A 21056-nucleotide genomic window follows, 5' to 3' on the forward strand; every position below is an offset into this window, starting at 1 on the left:
CCCGGGCTTAACGGCTTATCGAAGCAGCTTCTATGAGGTTAACGCAAAAGGATTTTGTGCTTTCTTGCCTGTCAGCCTATGGCAATCAGGCTTTTGCTGTTGATGAAAGCCTGATTGCCTGCTTTCGCCATAAAAGGTTAGTAAAAGGTGCCACCTACCTTGAAAGCGGGCAGCGCTGGCAAAGCTTTACTGTGATTCACCAAGGCATCTTTCGCCTTTATTATCTTGACCCCAGGGGACGGGAGCACAGCAAAGGTTTTTTCGGCGCGCAGCAAATCATGGCTCCCTGTGCCCCGGTGGCCATCAAGCAGCCGGCTAATTTCTTTATTGAAGCCCTGACAGCGGTCAGCTGTTATCAGGCGGATTATGCCAAGGTGCGCCAGTTACTTGAATCCAGCCCATGGGGCCAGTCGGTCTTAATGAGCTTGTTGGAGCGGGTGCTGGATGAAAAAGTGCAGCGAGAATATGCCTGGCTCAATCTTGATGCCGAGGCCAGATACGTTAAATTCTTAAAGGATCATCCCGTGCTTAGCAGCCAACTCCCCCTGTATCTTATTGCCAATTATCTGGGCATGACAGATGTTACCTTGTCCCGCATCAGAAAAAAGTTAGCCTTAACTTCCGCTGAAATCTAAGGTAAAGCTTAACTCTCTTTTTATTTGCTTTCTTAACATAAGTTAAGGCAAGTCCCGGGGCTGTCATTATTCTATAGCGACTGAGTTTTATCTTAAGGCGTGCATATGAATGAAAATACGATAAGTTATCCGCTAAATGCCAAGACGGCGCTGATTTTTATTGAATTTCAAAATGAATGGCTGAGCGGGCAGGGCAAGTTACGGCAAATGCTGATTGAAGATGAAATTGCTTTTGTCTCGGCAATAGCCAAGGGCAAAACCTTGCTGCAAAAAGGCCGGGAGTCGGATGCGATGATTATTCATGTTTGCTTGCGTCCGGATGCCGACTACCGGGTTTTGGGGCAGGCAGAATATGGTTTAAGGGCAGCTATCCCTAAGGCGCAAACCTGGCAGCAGGAAATGGCGGATATCCATGGCGATTTTATACCGCAGCCGGGAGAGATAGTGATCAATGAGCGCACCGGCGCCAGTGCCTTTGCCGGCAGCATGTTAGACAGTGTGCTGCGCAATAATCATATCGATACCTTGTACCTGGCGGGATTTGCCAGTCATGTTTGTGTGGAGTCGACCTTACGCCAGGGGCATGATATCGGTTATAACATCTGTGTGGTGACCGATGCGACAGCCGCTTTTAACGTACAGCAGCAGGATTATTTTGAAACACAAATTCTGCACCATTTCGGCAAAGGCATAAAAACCGCAGACATAAGTTAGCAGTAAAAATTTGCCAGGTGGAACCGGGCTGTTTCACCTGTTTTTGGAGTATTATTCACTTGGGCTTTGCGGGCGTTTTTTCGGCACCCAGGCCCAGAGCATTTCACAGATAATCGGCTCCCGGCCGGTACCGTCGGTCAGTGCTACCTTGACCAGGGTTTCGCCTTTTTCGCTGCCCTGGATATCGGCAATTTGTTCGGGGGTCAGGCTGGCCTCGGCGCGCATATCGCCTTGCTGGCGTTTGGCAAAGTTAAAGGTCATGGTTTTGATCACCGCCACGCTGGTGTCGGGGACATTCATGGCTATCAGCAGCCCGGTGGCAGACTCTGCCAACAGGGCGGCGGCCACAGCATGTACCCCGCCCAGGTGGTTGCGGGATTTACGCTTGTTCTTGATGAAAAAATCTGCCCGCTGGTGGTCTAAATGTTTAATCTTGACACCTGTGGTGCTGACATAGGGCACTTTAAAGCCAACCACAAACGAGAGCAGTTTGTGGTTAAAGGGGGCGGGTAGCCTTGCCAGGCGGTTAACCAGTTTTGCCGTACTGTTGGCTTTGATGGTTTGGACCGGTTTATCCGTTACTGGCGGCTTGGCAAAGTGAGCGCTCATGTGTGTTTCCTCGGTAACTCTTGGGTGAAATTTACCTGCCTCCGGGGATGTGGTTATCGCCGGAAAGCAAGAAAAACAGGCCGGTCTTTGCTGAACCGGCCCCGGTTTTACGCCTGTTAAAACTTAGTTTTTTCGGCTAACTTGCTTTTGGCGTTTTGGTATTCATCCTTTAGCCTTTGCACCAGCTCGGCCATGGATGGGCTGTCATGGATAGTACTGACCCCCTGTCCGGCAGACCATACGGTTTTCCAGGCTCTTGCTTCTTCGTTTTCCGGAATGAGTTTTTCACCGTAGTTGATTTCCCCGGGTTTAGACAGGGCCGACATATCAAAGCCTGCCTGCTCCAGGCTCTGGCGCATAAAGTTTGCCGGAACCCCGGAAACTGCCGGGGTATGGATAATGTCGTGGGCACCGGCATCAATGAGCATCTGCTGGTAACCGGCTTCGGCATTGGACTCCTGGCAGTTGATAAAGCGGGTGCCGAGATAGGCGAGATCCGCCCCCATGGCCTGGGCGGCGAGGATATCGTCTCCCCGGCTTAAACTGCCGCCGAGCAACAAGGTGCCCTGGTAAAACTCGCGGATTTCTCCCACCAGGGCAAAGGGGTTGATGGTACCGGCATGGCCGCCGGCCCCCTGTGAGACGGCAATAACGCCGTCAACGCCTGCGTCTATGGCTTTTTTGGCGTGGTAGCTGCTGGCAACGTCGTGATAGACCAGACCGCCGTAGCTGTGCACCGCATCCACCACTTCCCGCGCCGCACCGAGGGAGGAGATCACCAGCGGCACTTTGGCATTGACGCAGTGCTCCAGATCCGCCTGCCAGCGGGGGTTGGATTTATGCACCACCAGGTTGATGCCGTAGGGGGCAACATAGTCCTGCTGCTCCCTGAGTTTGGCCAGTTTCTGCTCCAGGGTATGCAGCCAGGAGGCGAAATGATCGCTGGTACGCTCGTTCAGCGCCGGGAAGGTGCCCACTATGCCTTGCCCACAGGCGGCAAGCACCAGCTTCATGTCTGAAACCAGGAACATAGGGGCACAAATTACCGGCAGGCTCAGCTGATCCACCAATGCCTTACTGGCAGCCGACGGCCCGGTTAGGGTTTTGCTATCCGACATCACAGGCTCCTTAGTCTAAATCGACGAATAAATCCGGGAACAGGCGGTCGCAGTTGGGATCTACCTTGTAGTGGTCAAATTCCGTCTGGCCACCCGCCCTTAATACGTCTTCGTCGATCAGGGTCTGGCCTGTCATTGCCAGGTTCTTGCTGGTGAGGATCTCATAGGCGGCATCGGCCATAATCGCCGGGGTACGGGACATAGGCAAAATTTTCGCGTCTATGGCATATTCCACCGCGGCGGTGGCAATAGCGGTTTTCGGCCACAGGGAATTAACGGCAATGTTATGCTCTCTTAGTTCTTCCGCCATGCCCATGGTCAAAAGGCTCATGCCGTATTTGGTGACTGTGTAGGCGATATGCGGCTTGAGCCATTGCTTTTTCAAACTGATCGGCGGTGACATGCTGATGATATGGCCGTTTTCCGATTTTTTCAGGTGCGGCAGGGCGGCCTGGGTGCACAGCAATACCGCACGTTCGTTGATGGCGTGCATGAGATCAAAACGTTTGATTGGGGTTTCTTCTATGCCTCTGAGGTGAATGGCGCCGGCATTGTTGATCAAGGCGTCTATGCCGCCAAAGGTGCCGACGGTTTGCTCGACCATGCCATAAATGCTTTGCTCGTCGCGGACATCGACCTTGATTGCCAGCGCCTTACCGCCTGCCGCAATCACTTCTTCGGCAACGCTGTGGATAGTGCCGGGCAGCTTATCATGCGGGGTATCTGACTTGGAGGCGATAACGATATTGGCGCCGTCGGCGGCGGCCTTAAGGGCGATTTCCCGGCCGATACCGCGGCTGCCGCCGGTGATGATGATGGTTTTGTTTTCTAACGGCTTTGCTTGTGTCATTTTTCTCTTCCTTACTTTTAAAAACGTCAACTTAGTGGGTTATTCTGCAATTTCATCTTCAGCTAAAATGGTGGCCAGCAGTTGCCCGCTGGCTACCTGCTGATCCTTTTCCAGGTTTAAGTGGCTGAGGGTGCCGCTGCAGTTGGCTTTTACCGGTAATTCCATTTTCATGGCTTCTATGGTGAATAAGACCTCTCCCTGCCTGATAATATCCCCGGCGGACTTTTCTACCGACACCACAGTGCCGTTCATGGGGGCAAAATGCTGGCCGCCCTTTACGCCGTCTGCTGCTGCACCAGCGCCGTGTTGACGGCCGGCATAGCTAAGATCCGTGATAGAAAAATCCTGGCTTTGCCCGCTGATGGTCAGCTGCTGTTGGTGACGGCTGAAATAATACTGTTGTCTCAGGCCGTTTATCTGGCAGATCAGCCGGTTTGTCGCCAATGTTATGGCTGTGACCTCCAGGCTTTCTTGCTCCAGCTTTACCCGGAAGCGGCCGATATGGTCCGTGTCCTGGCCGTCAGCTGTAGGGGTGATTGTGATGTTTTGCCGGCGCTGCGCCTGCGGCGCGCTATCGCAGCTTAATAACAGGTGTTTGCTCAGCGGCAGGGCCATGGCCTGGTTTACCCGGGATAATTGCTGTGTTTTTCCCTGCAAAAGATAATTCAGTAGCGCCGCCAGTGCCCATTGCTCAGTACTAAGCGGTGTTTGGCTGCAGCTTTTCAGTGTGCTCAGGTTATCGTCGATAAAGCGGGTGTGGAACAGGTTTTCGCTGTCCTGGCCGCTAAAGGCCGGGGTTTGGATAAGTTCGAGCAAAAAGTTTTTATTGTGCCTGATGCCGTGCAGCTGGGTCTGGTGCAGGGCCTGGATCAGGCGCCTGCGGGCCTGCTCCCTGTCTTCGCCCCAGACGATGATTTTTGCCAGCATAGGGTCATAATAACGGCTGATCTCCGCAACCTGGCTGAGCATATGATCGCAGCGGATATTGTTATCCTGAGCTTGTGTTTGCGGGTTTTGCCATAAGCTTATCCGGCCGCTTTGCGGCATAAAATCCAAAGCGGGATCTTCGCTGTATAGCCTGGCTTCCATGGCATGGCCGTTAAAACTAACTTGCTCCTGGGTGAACGGCAGGGGGGTGCCGCGTGCAATATCGATTTGCCATTTCACCAGATCGATGCCGGTGATCATTTCCGTAACCGGGTGCTCCACCTGCAAGCGGGTATTCATTTCCAGGAAATAAAAGACTTCTTCCTGCGGTGTTTGCATCAGCAGGAATTCCACCGTGCCTACCCCCAGGTAATCGCAGCTGTGGGCGACCTTGATTGCCGCCCGGCCCATTTTTTCTCTGAGTTCGTTGCTGATATTGATGCCGGGGGCTTCTTCAATCACTTTCTGGTGGCGCCTTTGCATCGAGCAGTCGCGCTCGCCCAGGTGCAGGGCATTGCCTTGCCGATCGCGGACAACCTGTATTTCGATATGGCGGGCATTGACCATGGCGCGCTCTAAAATCAGTTGCTCGCTGGCAAAGCTTGCCAGCGCTTCACTGCGGGCGCTGTTAAACAGGGTGTCGATATCGTCCAGGCCATGGGCCAGGCGCATGCCTTTGCCGCCGCCACCGGCGGCGGCTTTGATCATTAGCGGGAAGCCGATCTTTTCCGCCTCGGCCCGTAAAACCTCATTGCTCTGTCCTGTGCCCTGATAGCCGGGAATGCAGGGAATGTCGGCGGCGAGCATGGCCTGTTTGGCTTGCTGTTTATCCCCCATCAGCTCGATGGTGTCGCTGTGCGGCCCGATGAACACCAGGTTGTGCTCCTGGCAGGCGCGGGCAAAGGCGGCGTTTTCTGACAACAGGCCGTATCCCGGGTGAATGGCTTCGGCGCCGGTTTGCTTGGCGGCCTTGATGATTTTATCTATATCCAGGTAGCTTTCGCTGACATTGGCGGCGCCGATATGCACGGCACAGTCTGCCAGCGACACATGGGGACTGTTGCTGTCGGCGTCGCTAAATACCGCCACCGTCTGATAACCCTGGGCCTTGGCAGTATTGATGATGCGCACGGCAATCTCGCCCCGGTTGGCGATCAATATTTTGTTAAAGCTGTTGTTTAAGGGAATGTTGCTCATACTGGCTCCTGTTCAACTTCCTGTGCGGACTGTGCCCACCTTGGCGGTCGTTTTTCCATAAAGGCTTGGGTGCCTTCGAGGGCTTCGGCCCTGGCTGCGGTGAACTGCCCGGAAAACTGCGTTGCTGCCAAATCTAACAGAGCTTCCTGTGGCAAGCCCTCTTTATTGAGCAACAGGGCCTTGGTAATCGCGGTTGCCTCGGGGGCGCAGCGCATCAGCTGTTTCAGTTTATACTCCAGCACCTGTTTGCCCTGGTCGGCGTCATCTACCAGGGTATTGACTAAACCTATGGCATGGGCGTTTTCACCTTCTAAAGTACCGGCAAACAGGGCAAGCTCACGGGTAGCGGTTAATCCCAGGCGTTTGACGACAAAAGGGGCGATTTGCGCCGGCGGCAAACCCAGGGTAGTTTCCGGCAGGGCGAAGTGTGCCTTTTGAGTGGCAATAACATAATCGCACACGCACACCAGGCCAAAACCGCCCCCCAGGGCATAACCGTCTACCAGGGCAATAATCACTTTCGGGCTTTGCTCGGTCAAAGTCAGCAGTTGCCCGAACAGGCGGTTGAAGTGGTAATAGGCATCCTGCTGTCCCGCCTGGTAGTGTTTTTGTGCCTGTGCCATGTCTTTGATATCGCCGCCGGCGCAAAAGTTGTTTCCTGCTCCGCTAAAGACGATGGCACGCACCTCTTGCGCATCGTTGGCTACAGTGAGCATCTGGATCAGCTCCTCGACCATGGCCAGGTTCATGGCGTTGTTCACCTCTGGCCGCAATAAAGTGACAGACAGGACCCCGGAGGCAAACCGGCACGCCAGGTGGTTAAAACTTGGCAGTTTCACGGCATTAACCCCTTTTTACCGGCGTCGGCAGGATATTCATCATTTTGCAGATGATGCCGAGCATAACTTCTTCGGCGCCGCCGGCGATGGCGGTCAGGCGGTAGTCGCGGTACAGGCGGTTAATGATGGACTCTTCAACAAAGCCCATACCGCCCCAGAACTGCAAACAGGTATCGGGCAGGGTACGGCAGATTTTACCGCCGAGCAGCTTGGCCATGGACGCCAGTTTAGTAACATCTTTCCCCTGCACCAGTTCTTCGGTGGCGCGGTAGATTAACGAGCGTAATGCCTCGATATCGGTTTGTGCATGGGCCATGGCAAAGTGGATCTGCTGGTTGTTGATCAGCGGCTGGCCGAAAGCCTGGCGATCGCGGGTGTAATCTATGGTGCTTTGCACGCAGTTTTCCATGCCTTTAATACACAGGGCTGCACCTGCCAGGCGCTCGAGCTGGAATTGCTGCATCTGGTAGGTAAAACCTTTGCCTTCTTCGCCGATACGGTAGCGCTGCGGCACCCGGACATTGTCAAAAAATACCGGGGCGGTGTCGGAGCAGCGCATGCCGATTTTCTTGATTTTTTCCCCGACAGAAACCCCGGGTAAATTCGACGGCACTATGATCAAAGATTTGTTGCTGTGGAACTGGCCTTCACTGGTATTGGCCAACAGACAGAAATAATCCGCCTGGGTGGCATTGGTGATCCACATTTTTGCGCCGTTGATAATATAATCGTCGCCGTCTTTTTTTGCTGTGGTGGTGATCGCCGCCACATCAGAGCCGGCACCGGGTTCGGATACGGCAATACAGGACACCATATCGCCGCTGATGCTGGGGGCGAGAAATTCCCGGCGCAGTTCATCGCTGCCGAAGCTGGCCAGGGCAGGGGTGGCCATATCCGTTTGTACCGTTACCGATAAAGGCACGCCGCCGCAATGGGCGCCGCCAATTTCTTCTGCCAGGATTATCGCATAGCTGTAATCCAGGCCTAGGCCGCCGTATTCTACCGGCTTGTTGATGCCGAGCAGGCCGAGATCGCCCATTTTTTTAAAGATCTTATGGGTGGGAAATTGTCCTTCTGCTTCCCATTCGTCGATATAGGGGTTGATCTCCTGCTGGACGAATTGCTGTACCGTACGTTGTAATGCCAAGTGCTCGTTTGTAAAAATCATAATATTGTCCGTAAGTGATATTCGTTCTTAAAGGTACTGTCGTGAGTGTTAGAAGCGGGCTACGCCAAAATGGTTCTGCGCCAGAGTTTGCTGATCCGCCTGATGACAAATGTCAAACAGTTCGATCAGCAGGGCCCGGGTATGCCTGGGGTCGATAATGCCGTCATCCCAGAGGCGGGCGCTGCAGGCCACGGCCCCGGCGCCTTGCTCTATCATGGCGCAGGTGCCCTGCTCGAGCTGGTCCAGTTTGGCAGTATCGACTTGTCCGGCCGCCTGCATTTTTGCCTCGGTGACAATTCTTAACACCTTGCCCGCCTGCTCGCCGCCCATGACCGAGGTTTTGCTGTTGGGCCAGGCAAAAATAAACCTGGGATCAAAGCCCCGGCCGCACATGGCATAATTGCCCGCGCCGTAGGAGCCGCCGACCACGATACTGATTTTCGGTACGCTGGCATTGGCCACCGCCTGGATCATTTTTGAGCCGTGTTTGATGATGCCGCTTTGCTCGGCCTCAGTGCCCACCATAAACCCTGTGGTGTTGTGCAAAAACAGCAAAGGGATCCGCCCCTGCTGGCACAGCTGGATAAACTGCGCCGCTTTGTTTGCCCCTTTGGCGGTGATCGGGCCGTTATTGGCAATCACGCCGCAGGGCAGACCGCCGAGCTTGATATGGCCGCATAAGGTTTGCTGGTCCCAGTCTGATTTAAATTCCAGGTACTCGGAGCCGTCAGCGAGCCGGGCAATGACTTCCCTGGCGTCATAAGGGGTTTTGGTTTGCGCCGGGATGATGCCCATCAGTTCGTCCGCTGAAAAAGCTGGTTCAGGGTAGGCCGCTTTTGCCTGAGATGTATTTTTATGGAAACTTTGTCCTGTCATCGCCAGGATGTCCCGCGCCAGGGCGATGGCGTCGCGGTCATTGTCCGCCAGGTACTCGCCGCTGCCGGGTTCTCTGATATGCATCTCGGCCCCGCCAAGGGCTTCTTCGGTGGCGATTTCCCCCGTGGCGGCTTTTAACAGCGGCGGCCCGGCCAGATACATGCTGGCTTGCTTTTTCACCATGATGACATAATCGGAAAGTCCCGGCTGGTAAGCACCGCCTGCGGTAGCGCTGCCGTGGACCACGGTTATCTGCGGTATGCCAAGTGCCGACATACGCGCCTGGTTGGCAAAGCTGCGCCCGCCGGGGGCAAAGATTTTTGTGGCATAGGCCAGGTTGGCGCCGCCGCTTTGCGCCAGGGTGATAAAGGGCAGTTTGTTTTCGATGGCAATTTGCTGCAGGCGCAGGTTTTTCTCCATGCCGGAGACGGAAACCGTGCCGCCTTTAACGGCGTAATTATCCACTTTCACCAGGCAGCGCACGCCGCTGACATAGCCGATACCGGCAATACAGCCGCCGCCTGCGCCGCTGCCGTCTTTATCGTCATCCATTTTATAACCGGCAAGGGAGCTGAGCTCGATAAAAGGCGCACCGGCATCGACTAAATGCTGCAGCCGCTCGCGGGGCAATAACATGTGCTTTTTGTGGTAGCGGCCCTGTTTCTCGTTTTCGGCCGAAATACAGAAAGCTTTGATATCCCGTACCTGCTTGAGCTGGGCCAGCATCTGCTCGCGGTTGGCCTGAAAATCCTGGCCCTGGGGGTTGATATAGGAGGTGAGCTTAGTCATGGTGCTGTTGTTCCGTTAATTCATCTTTCGGGGCCGTATCTTCAAGGCTTTTTTCTTCAAGACATTGAGGGGACACCGCGCGGTGGAAGCCGTTAAAAGCGGCCTGTTGAGCCTTAACTGGTTGTTGTTCCGGCAAAGGCGCTATGGCCGCGGGGGAGGCGAGGGATGCGCCGCCGTCAACTTTTAAGGTAATGCCGTTGATAAAGGCGGCAGCGTCGCTGAGCAAAAAACAAATGGCGGCGCTGATTTCGGCTTCTGTTGCCAGGCGTTTAAGCGGCACCTGCCGGCGAATTTGCCGCAGTTTTTGCTGGAACCTTTCATCGTAACTGTCCAGGCCGCTGGAGGCGACCCAGCCGGGGGCGACATTGTTGGTGCGCACACCAAAGGGTCCCCATTCCCAGGCGGCGCTTTGGGTCAGGTTGGCCATCCCGGCGCGGGCAGCCCCGGAATGGGCCATCAGCGGCATGCCGTTGTGAAAATCTGCGGTGATATTGACGATCACCCCGCCGCCGGCTTTAAAGCAGGTTTTAAACAGCTCCCGCGCCAGCAAAAAGCCGCCGGTGAGGTTAGTATCGAGCACGGCTTTAAAGCCTTTGGCGCTGATATGCTCCAGCGGTGAAGGAAACTGGCCGCCGGCATTGTTGACCAGGGCGTGGACCTGGCCAAGCTCCCTGACAATTTGCCGTACTGTCTCTGTTACGGCCTGCTCGTCGCGGATATCCAGAGCATAGGCAAAACCCTGAAAACCGTCCTGGTGCAATTCTGCCAGTACGGTATCGAGTTTTCCCCGGCTGCGGCCGATCAGGATCACTTTGGCCCCCAGACTGGCCAGCTCATGGGCGGTGCAGCGGCCGATGCCTGAGCCGCCGCCGGTAACGATAACGGTTTTTCCTGCGAAACTGCCGTTTTTGAAAATTGACTGGTAATGCATGGTTTTTCCTACCGCTTACAAAACAAGCGCACGGGCTTCTTCCGGGCTGGCGATGCTGCGCCCGGCCTGCTCGGCGATTTCAACCAGGGCTTCAATCAGCTGGCCGTTGCCGCCGGCGCGCTCGCCGTTTGGCAGGTAAAAGGTATCTTCAAGGCCGGTGCGCAGGTGGCCGCCCAGCTCGGCGGTTGTCTGGTGTACCGGCCAGATTTCCTGGCGGCCGATGATAGTGGTTTGCCAGGAGGAGTTTGGCTTGATGTATTTGAGCAAAATAGGCAAAAGCTCGGCGTCGGCCGGCATGCCGGAGGCGACCCCCATCACAAAGTTGTAATCGAGTTTGTCCACCATGCCCACCTGCTGGAACATGCCGACGGAGCGCACTATGCCTAAGTCGAAACATTCAAATTCCGCGCGGGTAGCGGTTTCTTTCATCACCTGAAGTAATTCTTCGATTTTTTCTACCGGGTTTTGAAAGAGCATGGGGGGCCAGGCCCAGCTGCCGTCGGATCTGGCTTTAAGGTAATTGAGACTGCCGGCATTGCAGGCGGCGATTTCCGGCTTGCCTGCCCGGATGCAGGCGATGGGACCTGCTTGATCCCGGGTCACTGTGCCTGTGGTGTAATTTAAAATCACCCCGGGACAGCATTCGCGAATGGCATCGCTGATGGCGACAATCACTTCCGGCTCCCAGCACGGCAGGTGGCCTTTGCCGGGGCGCTGGTCGCGAAAATGGATATGCAGGATACTGGCGCCGGCATCATAGGCCTCTTTGGCTGATTGCGCCATTTCGGTAACCGTGACCGGTACCGGGTGCTGTTTCGGATCGGTAAGTACGCCGGTGAGGGCGCAGGTAATGACCGCTTTGTTGTTCATGAAACTATCCTCTTTCATGCCCGGTTAACGGTTTTTCATTAACCGGATTTGTATTTTTTATCAACAATACCAAGCAAGCGCTTGGTTTGCAATCCCTGATTTGCTAGTATGAAAAAATCCCCGATGGCGCTACTGGCTGATTTTGCTATAAAATAGCTTCGGCAGCTTGAACTGGCCAGCTTGACCTGGGGGGCTTACAGCCAACAGCGCAGTAGCAACAGGGATAGCGGCAGATCAGGTGAAACATAGGTTTTCCCGGTCTACACAGCACCGAGTAATAAGTACGGATGAAGATGAATCAAGAATTAGCACAGCTGAATGAATTGGGGCCGTTGACAGATTTAGGCTCCGCCAAAGGACGTTTGCAGCAGGCATCCGCCCGTTTGTTTAAAGAGAAGGGCTATGCCAAAACTACGGTGCGGGATATTGCCGCCGAAGTGGGCATTCAAAGCGGCAGCATTTTCCATCACTTTAAAAATAAAGAAGAAATTTTGCTGGCGATCATGTCCGATACCATATTGCGGGTGTTGACGGATATGGTGACGGCGCTGGCATCCACCGAAGATGTGATGGAAAAGCTGCAGCACTTGATCTTACTCGAACTTAAGGCCATTCACGGCGAGCAGTTTGTCGGCTTCAGCTTGCTGGTGTCAGAGTGGCGCGCCTTGTCCGGGGGCAACCAGCAGCAAATTTTAAAACTGCGGGATTATTATGAAAACCTGTGGCGCGAGATTTTGACCCTGGCTTATCAGCAGGGAAAAGTGAATGTCGAAGCCCTGTATCTGCGTGGTTTTATCCGCGGCGCCCTGATCGAAACCACCAACTGGTTTAAGGTGGGCGGGGATATCTCGCTGGAGCAGCTGGCCGCTAAGCTGATGGCGACCTTTACCCGCGACTAAAGCGCCGAGTATCATCTCTCTTTTTACGAATTCTTCTTCGGGCGAGGGGCTTGTCGGCTAAACTTGTTATTGAATTGACTGTTTGTTTTATACGCGCAGAGATTCAAGATGAGAGGGTATGCCTTAAAGTCAAAGAACACTCCTGTTAAAGCGCTATGCTGGGCGCCAAGCCCAAGTTGTTGTTTGTTTTTGCTGTTTATGCTGAGTTTTTCTTCCTTTGCTCTGGCGGAGAAATTCCTCTCCATTGGCCTGCCTCAGGAAGGTTATGCCCCCTTTATTATCGTTAGCGACAATAAACCCCGGGGGATCCTGATCGAGCCGTTGCAGCTGGCGGCGGAAAAGCTGGGGCTCAGCCTGAAATACGTCTATATGCCGGAAAAACGCTCGGTAGATATGCTGAATCGCTATCAGATAGATGCCCGGATGGAATCTGCGCTTTGGGTGAGCAATCCGGGCGATTACCTGTGGAGCGAAGCGATAACCCAGCTTGAAGATGTCCTGGTTTACCATAAAGACGCCTGGCCGGGGTTTGATCCGGATAAAAAGCTGGCCGGGGCGCATATCATTACCCACCTGGGGTACAGTTATCCGGATCTGCAACCCCTGTTTGATCAGGGAATTCTTTACCGGCAGGACTTTTCCACGGAATACGATATGCTCAGTACCCTGGTGCGGCTGGTGGAAGGGGTGAACCGTACTGCGGTCATGAACAAGCAAGTGGCGATGTGGCTGATCAAGTCGTCGCCGAAACTGCAAAACCGGTTTGAGTTTTCCCAGCGTATTGTCGGCTCGGCGCCACTGCAGTTTCAATTTGCCAAAACTGAAAGACTCGTCGGTATCATTAAAGACATCAATGTTGAACTGAAAAAATTAAAGGCCAGTGGCAGCGTGCAAGCCATTGCCGACAGGGTGTTACAATAACAGGGAGCGGGTTTGACCCCTTCTCTTACTAAAGGAAAGGTCTTGTTGTCACCGCAGTCGAAGAAATAAAAAAGGGCCCTGAAAGGGCCCAAGCACCAGGAGGGAACACTAGTTGAATTTGCGGCTTATTCCTGAACCGGGGCGACCATTAAACTCACCGGGACATAAGTCTCTTCCCAGAAAGAAGCTTCACCCCACATGGAGCTGTCGTTCCAAATAGAACCCTCATTCCACATGGAGCCTTCATTCCACATCGAGCCTTCGTTCCAGATAGAGGCTTCATTCCACATAGAACCTTCGTTCCACATCGAACCTTCATTCCACATAGAACCTTCGTTCCACATCGAACCTTCATTCCACATAGAACCTTCGTTCCACATAGAGCCTTCGTTCCACATAGAGCCTTCGTTCCAGATAGAAGCTTCATTCCACATCGAGCCTTCGTTCCACATAGAACCTTCGTTCCAGATGGTGCCGTTGGGATTAAGGATATAGAATTCATCGGTTGCAGTGCTTCTTACCGGCCCGGTGAAGTGTTTGATGTCTTGCAATTCATCCAGAATATCCTGGGTTCTGTCGGCGCATTCCGGCGTTTCAACCTGGAGCCCCTGGTCGATGTCGGCCAGGCCGAATCCCTGGCGGAACGGGCTGTAGGCATAACTGCCGTCTTCCAGCATCGCCGGGCGGGCGGTGGCGAGCAGCCGGCATTTGACTTCATCAGGCGTCAGGGTGGGGTTATCCTGCAGCATCAAGGCCACGGCGCCGCTGATCACGGCCGTAGCCTGCGAGGTGCCGGAAAACAGGAAGTATTCATCGTTTATCATGTCCTGATAATCTGACAACGCCATGCTCAGTTCGCCGTATTTATTGGTATGGCCGATCAGATGGGCACCGGGAGCCACCAGGTCGGGTTTGATAAAACCTTCTACCGTAGGTCCGGCACCGGAAAACTGGGTCATGCGGTCATCACTGGGATCCCCTAAGGTAAAGCTGTTGGTCATGGCGCCGACCGTGATCACATAGGGAATATTGCCGGGCAGGGTGATGGACATGGGATCTGGACCCGAGTTGCCGGCAGAGGTGACCACGACCACACCTTCCGCCCACAGGCGCATCACGGCCTGGTTGACGGGATCGTTCCAGTAGTAGGAGACCGGCTCGGCCCCGAATGACAGGTTGACCACCCGGATATTATGCTCTTCCTTAACCTGTAAAATTAAATTCAGTGCTTCGAGCACCGACATATAGGTGCCGTTACCGTCTTTATCAAAGGCTTTTATTGACACCAGGTCGGCGCCCGGGGCAATGCCTGTCGGCAGGTTGCTGGCCTCACTGCAGCGGGAAGGCACCGGCAGGGTCTGGGTGGCGATACTCATTAAATGGGTGCCATGGCCGTTACCGTCATTGGTATTGCTGCCGAGCACGCTATAGTTGGCCAATAAGCGGTTGTTGCCGTTGGCTTTGGTAAAGGTTGAACTGCCGAGCCAGGCGCCGGTATCGACAAAAGCTATGGTGACGCCACTGCCGTCTATGCCTGAGTCGTGCAGGGGGCGGGCATTGATGGTATCGGCGGCATAAGCCCCGGGGTTATCGCTGCTTTGGCTCAGGACCAGGTTGTCTATCTGGACTTCTGCCCCCTGATTTAAACCATCCTCGATTTCAAAATCAATTTTGATGTCATTATCATTGTTCCAGTTCGCCAGGCTGTAATTGCGGATAATTTTCATATTCGGCTCTAAGGATATGCTATCAAGCAGGCCGTTTTCGGCTTTTATGGTCAGGGGTTGGCCTGTCTGGGTGTTGCCATTGGTGGACAGCTCAAATGATAGATGAGCAAAATCTCTGGAGATATGGAGGTTGCGTTCAATATCATATTTGCCTGAATGGCCGCCGATGAAACGCAGCTTACCGCCGGAAATCTGGATATGGCCGCTGGTGGCGCCGTTAACGTAGCTTTCGTTGTCTTCATCGTCCTCATCGTCGTCATCACCACTATAGTTTTCATTCTCTCGCCAGTCGCTGGTCCAGCCGATGGCAGCGCCTGAAATTTGCTGGCCGCTGAATGAATCCTGGGCAAAGTCCTCGTTTACGACAGAGCGCTCGCAGCTGCTGTTATCCCCCGTCGGCAGGGAGCCACTGGTGTTGTCTGTACCTGTATCCGAGGTATTGTCAGTGCCGCCTCCTGTATGTGAGCCGTTATTGTCGTAGTTGTTCAGGTAGTCCATCAGGTTGCCGAAGTTGAACAGGTTGCTAAAATCGCGAGAGTTGTAGTTACTGCTGTCATCATCATCATCGGCTGCGGTGATCAGCGGACGGTCGGCAAACACGGAGATGTCAGGCCAGGCCGCCAGTAGCTGGAACTGGGCCTGTGTCAGCCTGGCGCCGACAGCATTGATAATGGCTAGTTCCTTAGTGATGTTACCGCCGACGCTTGAAACCGCCTTACGGCTGGTATTGATGTCCGGGCTGCGCACTATATAGAGTGCCCGGGTGTCAGCTGTAGCCACTGGCTTAGCGCTATAATCCGAACGGCTTACCACGGCCTGGTTGTTGATATCATTACCGGTAACGGCGCTTGCTAATAAACAGATACCGGCGATAGCCGAGCTGCCTGTAACAAGTTCTATTTTCTTCATAACGGCTCCTGTACTAGTTAAATCTGGATGGCTACCTGTTTGATCCCTGCATGAGTTGCTCCTTTTGGCTTTCCTGTTTTTCTCTAAATTTTTCCTTTACTTGAGTAATACAGGCTTTATGCCAAGAGCTTACAAAGTTTTATTTTGTTATGTAGCTATTTGTTTTATAGGCATTAATTTTTTTTGATGGCTGAGAGAAAGCCCTCTGGTAATCTTCTTGGCCGGAAACAAAAGCCGGTCAAATGAAATATATGGCGAGACGATAATTTCTATGGAAAATAATGAAGAGAAATATTGACGAATTATTTTTCTGCTTTGCCATTTTATGTCTTGTTAATTCTTTCTTTAATGAAATTAGGGGACTACTGTGTTTTTGGCGTATCGCATGTTTGTGCACGGCGCACAAAAGCCTGTGCCGGTATCGGAGGTTTCTGCACTGGCAAGCTTGTGAGAGAAGAAGTTGAACTTCTCTGTACCTTTGCTTTGGCTTATGGCGGCCCGGGATATGAAAATGCCGGCGGGAGTACGCTTATTGTGCTACTACCACCGGCTGTTGCCGTTTGTGTAAAAAGGCCTTGACGGGCTTTTATGACGGAGCTGGACTTTTGCTGTTTATTCCTGAACCGGGGCGACGGTCAGGGTCATGGGGACGAGTGCTTCATTCCAGAATGAGCTGTCATTCCAGATACTGCCTTCATTCCACACTGATCCTTCGTTCCACATTGAACCTTCGTTCCAAACCGAGCCTTCATTCCATAATGATCCTTCATTCCACAGTGAGCCCTCATTCCACATGGAGCCTTCGTTCCACAGCGAGCCTTCGTTCCACAGCGAACCTTCGTTCCACAGCGAGCCTTCGTTCCACAGCGAACCTTCGTTCCACAGTGAGCCTTCGTTCCACAGTGAGCCTTCGTTCCACACTGAGCCTTCATTCCAGACTGAGCCATTTGGTTTAAGGATATAAAATTGCTCTGCTGCATTCGCTCTTACCGGGCCGGTGAAATGTTTTATACCCGCTAATTCATCCAGAATATCCTGGGTTCTGTCGCTACAGCCGGGCATTGGCGACTGCACTCCCTGATAGATTTCCGCTAAACCGAACCCTTGCCTGAAAGGACTGTAGGCGTAGCTGTTATCGGCTAACATTGCCGGGCGGGCGCTGCTAAGCAGTTTACACTTGACTTCATCCGGTGACAGGCTTGGATTGTGCTGTAACATCAGGGCGACGGCGCCGCTGATCACGGCGGTGGCCTGTGAGGTGCCGGAAAATAAAAAGTATTCGTCGTTGAGCATATCCTGATAATCATCAAGTGTTTTGCTGAGCACACCTTTTTTATCTGTGTGGCCGATAATATGGGCCCCCGGTGCGACTAAGTCCGGTTTGACAAAGCCTTCCACCGTAGGTCCTGCTCCGGAGAAACGGGTGATGCGGTCATCGCTGGTATTATCTAAGGTGAAGGCATCGGTCATAGCGCCGACAGTGATCACGTAGGGAATATTGCCGGGTAGGGTAATGGTCATGGGATCCGGGCCGGAATTGCCTGCCGAGGTCACCACCACTAAGCCTTCTGCCCATAAGCGCATCACAGCCTGGTTTACCGGGTCATCCCAGTAATAGGAAACGGGCTCAGCACCGAAAGAGAGGTTAACGACCCGGATATTATGTTGCTCTCTGACCTGGAGAATTAAGTCCAGCGCCGCCAGTACCGACATATAAGTGCCTTCACCATTTTTATCAAAGGCCTTTATTGAGACCAGGTCCGCTCCCGGGGCAATCCCCGATGACAGAGAACTTTCCGCTTCACACATGGAAGGCACCGGCAGGGTCTGGGTGGCGACACTCATTAAATGGGTGCCATGGCCGTTTTTATCTTTGCTATTACTGCCGATGACCGAATAGGCTGCCAATAAACGGTTACTGCCGTCTGCCTTGGTAAAGGTGGTGCTTTTGTCCCAAGCCCCGGTATCGACAAAGGCGATAGTCACCCCTGAGCCGTCTATGCCGGTATCATGTAATGCCCGGGCGTTAATCATGTCGGCGGCATAAGCTCCGGGGTTATCACTGCTTTGACTCAGGGTGATATTATCGATTTGTACTTCAGCCCCGGTGTTCAGGCCGTAGTCAATTTCAAAATCAAGTTCGACATCCTTATTTTTGGCCCAGTTTGCCAGGCTGTAATTGCGGACGATCTTCATATTCGGTTTTAGTGATATTTTATCGATTCTTTTATCTTTGACTTCTATGGTCAGGTATCGATTCGTTTGGACATGGCTGTTGGTGGACAGTTCAAAGGATAAATAAGCGAAATTTTTGGCGATATAGAGATCCCGTTCGATATCATATTGGCCTGAATAGCCGCCGATAAAACGCAGTTTGCCGTCGCTGATCTGGATATGACCGCTATCTGGATTATTGTCATCATCTTCTTCTTTCCAGTTGCTGGTCCAGCCTATGGCTGAGCCGGTCACCTGATGGTTGTCAAAAGTGGCTTGGCTAAAAGCTTCATTGACAGTGGAGCGGGCGCAACTATTTTTGCCATTGCCATTGCCATTGCCATTGCCATTGCCATTGCCATTGCCATTGCCATTGCCGTTGTTGCCATAGCCATAATTTTCATCATCATCATCATCATCGTCATCGTCGTCGTCATCATCGTCGTCGTCATTGTTATAGCCATAACCACCATAGTTAACATAACCATAGCCAGAGTCGTCATCATCGTCGTCATCGTCATCATCGTAATATGCGGTTAATAGCGGGCGATCGGCAATCAGGGTTAAACCGGATATTGAGGATAATGATATTACCTCTGCGGTTGACAGCCGGGCGCCGATGGCATTGATAATGTCCAGTTCCTCGACCACCTCACCGCCAACGTTTAAAACGGCGCTACGGCTGGTGTTGATATCGGGACCCCGCACGATATAAAGCGCTGAATCGTCCGATAAGGGGATTTGATTTTTGGCATAGCTGCTAGTGCCGGCTATAGCGCTATCATCTTTACCCACATCACCGGTTAAATTTGCCAATAAACAGAGACAGGCGGCACCTGAGATACCTGCAACAAGTTTTATTTTTTTCATAACTACTCCCGTACAACTTAAATCTGGATTGTTATTTCGTCATAAGTCCTTTAATGCTTATTGGTCCTTTGTTGGTTTTCCTGCACCGGTATAAACTCTTCCCTGCCTGGGGTCTTACAGGCTTTGTGCCAATATCTACAAAGTCAGTTTTTTTCTTTGTAATTTGTTGTCTTTTAAAGACTAATGGTTTTTTTCTTGTTGAAGCGCTATTACCCGGCTTTCTGGTTTAAGAAAGAAATGCCGTATAAAGGAAAAATCTGGCGAATTAAAAAAGTTGACGAGAAATAAATGGTAATAAAAGATGAAAAACTTGACGAATGAACAGCTAATTTCGTCATTTTATTTTATATTACTGGGGTTTTCCGCTGTAAAATTTGGCGAATTAAGCAGGAAGGATGACTTTAATCAGCAAAAGTGAAAATAATAGCGAGGATCCCAGTGCCCCTTGCTTATTGCTGTGCTGAGTGCGGCGATGATGCCGCCTTTTATCTGTTAAGGGTGTACAGAAAAGCGCTTGTCCTTAAACAAAGACAAGCGCTGATTTGCGCAACGGCTAGTCGGCCAGGGTCAGTCCGCTGGGCAGGTTATCCGGCACGATATCGAGTTTATTGAGGGAGTCCGGATCGGTTAGCGCCGATAGAAACGCCAGGATCTGGTTGATTTCACGTTCCGAAAGCGGGGCGCCGGATATGCTGAGTTTAGGGGACCGGGTGGTGAGCAGGGTATTGATTGTGTCGGCATCGTTGACAAACATGCCTGCCAGTTCAGGTTCTATTTGCGAGGCATCATAATTGGCCAGGCTGGCTTGCGGGTCCAGGTGGTGCCTGACGGCATCGGATAATTTTGCAAAGGCGCCGTTATGGAAATAAGGGGCTTCAAGTTCGATATTTCGCAGGGAGGGGGTACGGAATTTGAAATTATCCGCCGGATTTTCCGTGATGGCGCCCCGGCCGATATCAAGGGGGGCAGCATCTCCCCGGCCTGTGCCCACCTGGGGGGCAGCAATATTATGAAAATCAAGATCGGTTTGCAATGCGCCGCTATGGCATTTTACGCAGTTGGCCCGGCCATAAAAAAGTAAGGCTCCCCGTTTTGCCTGCCTGGACAGCGCCTTGTTATTGCCTTTAAGGTAACGGTCAAAGGGGGAGTTTAACGCCGTAAATTCATCCGTCATAAAAGCGCCGAGCGCCTCGCTGATATGGCTGATATCCAGCTCGCTTTCGGGTATGTCGGGGAAGGCGTCGGCGAGCAAGTCATTATAGCCGTCATGGTTGGTGACCCGGGCGGTGACTAAATCCCAGATTTGAATGAAATCTTCGTTGCCCAGTTCATTCATTTCATTGACCTGGCCAAAAACATCTAATTGCCCGGGAAAGCCGCGCATTTCCTCATCCGGTGTCACCGGCATAATGGCGAAAGCCGCCAGGGCGCTGGAGAAGGTTTGTGGCGTATCGGCTCCTGCCGGAGAGAAAAATCCGGTTTCAGGTGTGCCTCCCAGGCGGCCGTCCCAGAACATGGTCGTCCACTGCTTAACTCCCCGGTTCCAGAGGCTGGGAGTATTTCTGGGCAGGAACTGGAAAAATTCATCTGCTTTTTGCCGCCTGGCGGGGCCGAGGCCGATCGCCCCTTGTCCGCGGGACTGACTTTGGCCGTCGGCCGAACCCAGCATAGGGCTGTGGCAGGTGGAGCAGGACATGTTTCTGCGCCCGGAAATTTCTTTTTCAAAAAAAAGATTTCGACCCAGGGCCACTAATGCCGGTGACTGGGGAGGTGGCGGCGTCACCTGGCTGATATTATGATGAGTTAATTTCATGCGTAATTTCTGGTCCAGTGACTGGGAATTCAGCTCCGTTGCCGAGGCCGTTAAAGCACAAAGGGACAGGCCGGATAATAAGGTTAACTGACGGCGAGCCGTTTTTATCTTAGATAAGGTAAGCATCATTGCATTCTCCGTTGTTGCAAATATTGAACAATGAAAAGCATTGGTCCGTTT

General features: G+C 52.8%; 17 protein-coding genes. 5 read left to right on the forward strand and 12 right to left on the reverse strand.

Annotated elements, in window-relative coordinates:
- Positions 1 to 32: 32 nt before the first annotated feature.
- Positions 33 to 635, forward strand: coding sequence for a Crp/Fnr family transcriptional regulator (locus tag QL234_RS06415; RefSeq protein WP_281557016.1), 603 nt, complete (start codon positions 33 to 35; stop codon positions 633 to 635).
- A 105-nt stretch (positions 636 to 740) separates the two neighbouring features.
- The gene (locus tag QL234_RS06420) at positions 741 to 1349 is read left to right on the forward strand and encodes a cysteine hydrolase (protein WP_281557017.1); all 609 of its coding nucleotides are present in this window, start codon (positions 741 to 743) and stop codon (positions 1347 to 1349) included.
- Between the two features lie 51 nt (positions 1350 to 1400).
- Here the strand turns inward: QL234_RS06420 and QL234_RS06425 are convergent, their stop codons facing one another.
- From QL234_RS06425 to QL234_RS06465, 9 genes are all read right to left on the reverse strand, one after another.
- Positions 1401 to 1958 (reverse strand): DUF4442 domain-containing protein, encoded by a 558-nt coding sequence (locus QL234_RS06425; RefSeq protein WP_281557018.1) that lies wholly within the window; start codon positions 1956 to 1958, stop codon positions 1401 to 1403.
- 116 nt (positions 1959 to 2074) lie between these two features.
- The gene (locus QL234_RS06430; protein ID WP_281557019.1) at positions 2075 to 3076 is read right to left on the reverse strand and encodes a nitronate monooxygenase family protein; all 1002 of its coding nucleotides are present in this window, start codon (positions 3074 to 3076) and stop codon (positions 2075 to 2077) included.
- 10 nt (positions 3077 to 3086) lie between these two features.
- The gene (locus QL234_RS06435; protein ID WP_281557020.1) at positions 3087 to 3926 is read right to left on the reverse strand and encodes an NAD(P)-dependent oxidoreductase; all 840 of its coding nucleotides are present in this window, start codon (positions 3924 to 3926) and stop codon (positions 3087 to 3089) included.
- A gap of 39 nt (positions 3927 to 3965) precedes the next feature.
- Positions 3966 to 6050, reverse strand: coding sequence for a biotin carboxylase N-terminal domain-containing protein (locus tag QL234_RS06440; protein WP_281557021.1), 2085 nt, complete (start codon positions 6048 to 6050; stop codon positions 3966 to 3968).
- Positions 6047 to 6889, reverse strand: coding sequence for an enoyl-CoA hydratase/isomerase family protein (locus tag QL234_RS06445; RefSeq protein ID WP_281557022.1), 843 nt, complete (start codon positions 6887 to 6889; stop codon positions 6047 to 6049). The genes QL234_RS06440 and QL234_RS06445 overlap by 4 nt, the downstream gene beginning before the upstream one ends.
- Before the next feature lie 4 nt (positions 6890 to 6893).
- A complete protein-coding gene (locus tag QL234_RS06450; protein ID WP_281557023.1) occupies positions 6894 to 8057 on the reverse strand; it encodes an acyl-CoA dehydrogenase family protein in 1164 nt (387 codons plus the stop codon).
- A gap of 48 nt (positions 8058 to 8105) precedes the next feature.
- The gene (locus QL234_RS06455; RefSeq protein WP_281557024.1) at positions 8106 to 9722 is read right to left on the reverse strand and encodes an acyl-CoA carboxylase subunit beta; all 1617 of its coding nucleotides are present in this window, start codon (positions 9720 to 9722) and stop codon (positions 8106 to 8108) included.
- On the reverse strand, positions 9715 to 10653 hold the full coding sequence (locus tag QL234_RS06460; RefSeq protein WP_281557025.1) for an SDR family oxidoreductase: 939 nt from the start codon (positions 10651 to 10653) through the stop codon (positions 9715 to 9717). The genes QL234_RS06455 and QL234_RS06460 overlap by 8 nt, the downstream gene beginning before the upstream one ends.
- 15 nt (positions 10654 to 10668) lie before the next feature.
- A complete protein-coding gene (locus QL234_RS06465) occupies positions 10669 to 11523 on the reverse strand; it encodes a 3-keto-5-aminohexanoate cleavage protein (protein ID WP_281557026.1) in 855 nt (284 codons plus the stop codon).
- Between the two features lie 293 nt (positions 11524 to 11816).
- Between QL234_RS06465 and QL234_RS06470 the strand changes: the two genes are divergently transcribed.
- The gene (locus tag QL234_RS06470) at positions 11817 to 12422 is read left to right on the forward strand and encodes a TetR/AcrR family transcriptional regulator (RefSeq protein ID WP_281557027.1); all 606 of its coding nucleotides are present in this window, start codon (positions 11817 to 11819) and stop codon (positions 12420 to 12422) included.
- A 183-nt stretch (positions 12423 to 12605) separates the two neighbouring features.
- The gene (locus tag QL234_RS06475) at positions 12606 to 13343 is read left to right on the forward strand and encodes a transporter substrate-binding domain-containing protein (RefSeq protein WP_281557028.1); all 738 of its coding nucleotides are present in this window, start codon (positions 12606 to 12608) and stop codon (positions 13341 to 13343) included.
- A gap of 125 nt (positions 13344 to 13468) precedes the next feature.
- On the opposite strand, the gene QL234_RS06480 is transcribed toward QL234_RS06475, so the two are convergent.
- Positions 13469 to 15979 carry a S8 family serine peptidase gene (locus QL234_RS06480; protein WP_281557029.1) on the reverse strand — a complete coding sequence of 837 codons (2511 nt, stop codon included), beginning with the start codon at positions 15977 to 15979 and terminating at the stop codon, positions 13469 to 13471.
- Positions 15980 to 16273: 294 nt separating this feature from the next.
- Here QL234_RS06480 and QL234_RS06485 point away from each other — a divergent pair, with 294 nt between their 5' ends.
- The gene (locus QL234_RS06485) at positions 16274 to 16558 is read left to right on the forward strand and encodes a hypothetical protein (protein ID WP_281557030.1); all 285 of its coding nucleotides are present in this window, start codon (positions 16274 to 16276) and stop codon (positions 16556 to 16558) included.
- Positions 16559 to 16591: 33 nt separating this feature from the next.
- Here the strand turns inward: QL234_RS06485 and QL234_RS06490 are convergent, their stop codons facing one another.
- On the reverse strand, positions 16592 to 19063 hold the full coding sequence (locus tag QL234_RS06490) for a S8 family serine peptidase (RefSeq protein WP_281557031.1): 2472 nt from the start codon (positions 19061 to 19063) through the stop codon (positions 16592 to 16594).
- Positions 19064 to 19616: 553 nt separating this feature from the next.
- A complete protein-coding gene (locus tag QL234_RS06495) occupies positions 19617 to 21005 on the reverse strand; it encodes a cytochrome c peroxidase (RefSeq protein ID WP_281557032.1) in 1389 nt (462 codons plus the stop codon).
- Between the last annotated feature and the right edge of the window lie 51 nt (positions 21006 to 21056).

Origin of the sequence: Thalassomonas sp. RHCl1 (assembly GCF_947387555.1) — a bacterium.
Classification (GTDB): Bacteria; Pseudomonadota; Gammaproteobacteria; order Enterobacterales; family Alteromonadaceae; genus Thalassomonas.